The organism is Pseudolactococcus hodotermopsidis (assembly GCF_011170085.1).
Lineage (GTDB): Bacteria > Bacillota > Bacilli > Lactobacillales > Streptococcaceae > Pseudolactococcus > Pseudolactococcus hodotermopsidis.
In genome coordinates, this window is record NZ_BLLI01000101.1 from 1 (window position 1) to 4321 (window position 4321).

A 4321-nucleotide genomic window follows, 5' to 3' on the forward strand; every position below is an offset into this window, starting at 1 on the left:
TAGATTCAAAGGTTGGACGTTTAACGCCAACTAGACGTTTAAAATGGCTATCGCTGAGTTTGCTGAGGGATTCATAGTTCATGACTATAGTATAACAAATTTTTTTATTTTTGGGAGAAGTCTAATAAAAAACACTTCAGCTATCAAATCCGAAGTGTTTTTCAAAAAAGATTAAAACTTAGTTTCTCCAAGTGCTGCTTGTGCGGCAAGGTTGAGCATAGACCATTGACGGTCAAGACCTGGTTGGAAGAAGAAGTCAGCCTCAGCCAACTCTTCAAGGGTCATACCCGCTGTAATTGCAAGTGCCAAAGTATTGATCTGCGCCGTCACATCATAAGTTGACATCACTTGACCACCAAGAATTTTATGCGTTGTTTCGTCAAAGTTGAGTTTCACAAAAATATCAGTGTTGCCGTCATTTTTTACAAAAGTTGGGCGCAATGTATCTTTAAAGAAATGACCAGCTATCTTCACGTCAGAACGTGCTGCTGAAAAGTTATTTAGACCTGTCATAGCAAACTTGTAACCAAAAACAGTCAAGGCGCTTGTTCCCAAAACACCACGGAATTTTTCAGTTGGGACATTATTTTCAATGTTACGCACAACATAGCGCGCTTCACGACGAGCAGTTGAGGCCAACGCAACTGGTGTGTGTGTTTGACTGGCAAGATTAAGTGGCAAAATCGCATCGCCGACTGCATAAACATCTTTGGCAGATGTGCGCAAATAGTCGTCAACCTTGATTTGACCACGTTCTTCAAGGTCAACCAAACCTTTAAGCCATGCTGTGTTTGGCGTCACACCTGCTGCCACAATAACCAAATCAGCCGCAATCGTGCCGTTTGATGTCTCAACACCTGTCACAGCAGTGTCGCCTGTTAATCCTGTGATTTTAGCACCAAGTTCAAGCGCTACACCATTTTTCTCAAAAACAGGCGCTAAAATATCCGTCAATTCTTTGTCAAGATAGTTGCCAAGAACATCATCAATCATGTCAATAATTGTCACTTTTTTACCAGCTTCAGCGAAAACCTCAGCTGCTTCAACGCCGATATAGCCAGAACCGATGACAACAACATTTTTCACGTCTTTATTTTCAAGTTTTTCCTTGATTTTAAGTGCCCAAGCACGACCACGCATGAAGAAAACATTTTCCAACTCTGTGCCCACAACTGGCAAAGCAGCTGGCGTCACGCCTGACGACAAAATGAGTTTGTCATAAGTATCAACAAAAACATCATCAGTCGCCAAGTTTTTAACCGTAACTTCTTTTTTAGTTGCATCAAACGTCAACACTTCATGCTGCGCTTTAACCTTACCACCACGTTTTTCAATGTCCTCAGGACGGAAATTGCGAACATCATCAACATCTGTTACTTTATCCTCAAGGAAAAGTTGCATACCACATGATAAAAATGAGATAAAATCTCCTTTTTCATAAATTGTCACATCAGCACCTTCGTACTTGTCCAAAAGTTCCAAGGCTGATTGGTGTCCACCATGGCTTGCACCCACAATAACGACTTTCATAAATTCTCCTCAATACGCATAATGGCGCATTTCTTCTATTTTATTTGTGATACTATTTACATGATAACGTATCGAAAACGTTTTCGCAAATTATTTGCTTGGAAATTTTTGACTTATTTTGCTGATGAAATCATAACTTCTACCATGAGGAATCGTAAAGAGCTATGCACCCAACTACATAGCTCTTTTTACACTTATTTAAACCGCCTGACGGCGATTTTCAGCATTTTATTCAACAGAAAAAAGATAAGGATAAACAGGTTGTCCGCCATTGAAAATCTCAACTTCGACATCTGGATAGTCATCGCTAAGCTCTTCTGCCAAAGTTTCAGCTAATTTGCGCTTGCCGTCAGCTCCAACATAAATGCTAACAATCTCCGCATCATCATTTTCAGCCAACATCTGCGCAAAAGTTGCCGTCAAAACAGCATGAATATTTTTTTCAGACACAACAATTTTGTTGTCAACCATACCGAGCCAATCGTTTTTGCGAATCTCAAGTCCGTCAATGGTTGTATCTCTAACCGCGTTGGTAACTTGACCACTGATGACTTCCGAGAGATTTTCAGTCATATCAGCTGCATTTTCAGCCAAAGTTTTACTTGTCTCAAAAGCAAGCAAGGCTGTCAGACCTTGTGAAACGGTCTTAGATTCAACAACTTTAGCAGGAACATTGACAACATCTGCCGCAGATTGTGCTGCCATGAAAATATTTTTGTTGTTTGGCAAGATGATCACATTACGTGCGTTGACTGTTTCAATCGCTTTGACAATATCTTCAGTCGACGGATTCATCGTCTGACCACCAGAAATCACGTAATCAGCACCCATATCTTTGAAAATCTTCGCTAAACCGCCTCCCGCAGCGATTGCAATCACTGCAAACTCTTTGATTTCAGCTGATTTTGTAGGTTCAGACGCATTTTCTTTGATAACTTGCGCATCGTGTTGTTCGCGCATATTGTCAACCTTGACCTTGACCAAAGCGCCATATTTCAGTCCCTCTTGCATGACAATGCCGGGGTCTTCAGTGTGAACGTGAACCTTAACAATCTCATCATCATTGACCACCAAAAGCGAATCACCGATTTCATTGAGATAGTTTCTGAACTCGTCGTAATCAAAGGTTTTCTTAGCCGTCGGACCTTGACCGAGTGCCACCATGATTTCCGTGCAGTAGCCAAACTTGATGTCCTCAGTCGCAACGTGCCCCGCCACCGATTTATGATGTTCGGCATTGACCATCTCATCCATGACCGCTGGTGTCGCCTCGAACTCCTCGCTTGCGATGTACTCACCTGTTGCAGCCGCAACAAACCCCTCATAGATGTAAACCAAGCCTTGCCCGCCCGAGTCAACAACGCCGACTTCTTTTAGCACTGGCAACATGTCTGGTGTTTTTGCCAAAGCAACTTTTGCGCCGTTCAATGCCGCACGCAAAATCTCAACCGCATCGTCAGACTCCGCCGCTTTTTTGTTGGCAAATGCTGCAGCACCGCGAGAAACCGTGAGAATTGTTCCCTCAACAGGTTTCATGACCGCTTTATATGCCACTTCGACACCATTTTGAAAAGCCTTAGCTAAATTTTCAGCGGTAAATTCTTCCTCATCTTTGATTGCTTGACCAAAACCACGGAAAAGTTGAGATAAAATAACACCAGAATTGCCACGTGCCCCCATGAGCAAACCTTTTGACAGCACAGCAGCAACTTCGCCAACCGTCTGCGCTTGCGTATCAGCAACAGCTTTTGCGCCATTGGTAATCGTCATCCCCATATTTGTCCCAGTATCACCATCGGGAACAGGAAAGACATTCAGCGAATTGACGTATTCAGCTTGCTTATTCAGACGTGTACTTGCCGCTTGAATCATTTCTTGAAACAAGCCTGCATTGATTGTATTTGCCATTTATTCAGCCACCACTTTCACATTTTGCACAAAAACATTGACAGAGTTCGCCGTGATACCAAGTTGATTTTCAAGGTTAAACTTCACGCGCTCTTGCACATTTTTCGCGACCTCAGAGATTCTCACACCGAATGAGACAACAACATAAATATCAACATCAACACCTTGCTCAGTCGCTGAAATCACGACACCACGCGCATAATTTTCTTGGCGCAAAAGCGTTTTGAAATTGTCCTTGACAGCGTTTTTACTGGTCATGCCAACCACACCAAAAATTTCAGTCGTTGATGCGCCAACAATAGTTGAAATGACATCATTGTCAATCTCAACTGTCCCATTTTTCGTTTTTATTGTAACAGTCATTATTTTTCCTCGTTTAGATAAATTTTATTAAATCGCTATCCTCATTTTACCATTATTTTAGGAAATAAAAAAGCCGTGAAGTTTTCCCACGGTTTTTTCAATTAAACACGTTCAACTGAAAGGTTTTTAAGCGCACGAGCTGATGCCCATACTGTTTTAACTTTACCGTTTTCAACGATTTTGATTTTTTGCAAGTTAGGTTTCACTTGTTTCTTTGTTTTGTTCATTGCATGTGAACGGTTGTTTGCTGATGAAGTCTTACGACCTGTAAAGTAACATACTTTAGCCATGATTATATCTCTCCTGTTTAATTTTTGTTAGTCATTTTGATAACACACTAGAACATTATACCATATTTTAGGGTAAAATCAAGTGGTTTCGCTATTATTATTTTCTTATCATTCGAAAGTGATAATGTCCTAAGTAGGTCGAAACATAAAATGTCCCAAATGTTAAACTAATACTTATGAAAAGGATATTACTCACTGTGAATGAATTGAAAAAGTATCGTGTTATCAAG

Annotated in this window: 4 protein-coding genes; all 4 read right to left on the reverse strand. The window is 41.1% G+C overall.

Going from position 1 to position 4321, the window contains the following annotated elements:
* Positions 1-171 precede the first annotated feature (171 nt).
* The 4 genes from Hs30E_RS10525 to rpmB all read right to left on the reverse strand — a co-directional run bounded on the left by Hs30E_RS10525 (position 172) and on the right by rpmB (position 4091).
* Positions 172-1530, reverse strand: a complete 1359-nt coding sequence (locus tag Hs30E_RS10525; protein WP_172209889.1) for an FAD-dependent oxidoreductase — start codon at positions 1528-1530, stop codon at positions 172-174.
* 228 nt (positions 1531-1758) lie between these two features.
* Complete coding sequence (locus Hs30E_RS10530; protein ID WP_172209890.1) at positions 1759-3438, reverse strand: DAK2 domain-containing protein; 1680 nt, start codon at positions 3436-3438, stop codon at positions 1759-1761.
* Positions 3439-3801, reverse strand: coding sequence for an Asp23/Gls24 family envelope stress response protein (locus tag Hs30E_RS10535; RefSeq protein ID WP_172209891.1), 363 nt, complete (start codon positions 3799-3801; stop codon positions 3439-3441).
* 101 nt (positions 3802-3902) lie between these two features.
* A complete protein-coding gene (rpmB, locus tag Hs30E_RS10540) occupies positions 3903-4091 on the reverse strand; it encodes a 50S ribosomal protein L28 (RefSeq protein ID WP_172209892.1) in 189 nt (62 codons plus the stop codon).
* Between the last annotated feature and the right edge of the window lie 230 nt (positions 4092-4321).

Excerpts from the sequence above, each read along its gene's own strand:
- Hs30E_RS10525 (WP_172209889.1), bottom strand. The coding sequence starts at position 1,530 with ATGAAAGTCGTTATTGTGGGTGCAAGCCATGGTGGACACCAATCAGCC.
- Hs30E_RS10530 (WP_172209890.1), bottom strand. The coding sequence starts at position 3,438 with ATGGCAAATACAATCAATGCAGGCTTGTTTCAAGAAATGATTCAAGCG.
- Hs30E_RS10535 (WP_172209891.1), bottom strand. The coding sequence starts at position 3,801 with ATGACTGTTACAATAAAAACGAAAAATGGGACAGTTGAGATTGACAAT.
- rpmB (WP_172209892.1), bottom strand. The coding sequence starts at position 4,091 with ATGGCTAAAGTATGTTACTTTACAGGTCGTAAGACTTCATCAGCAAAC.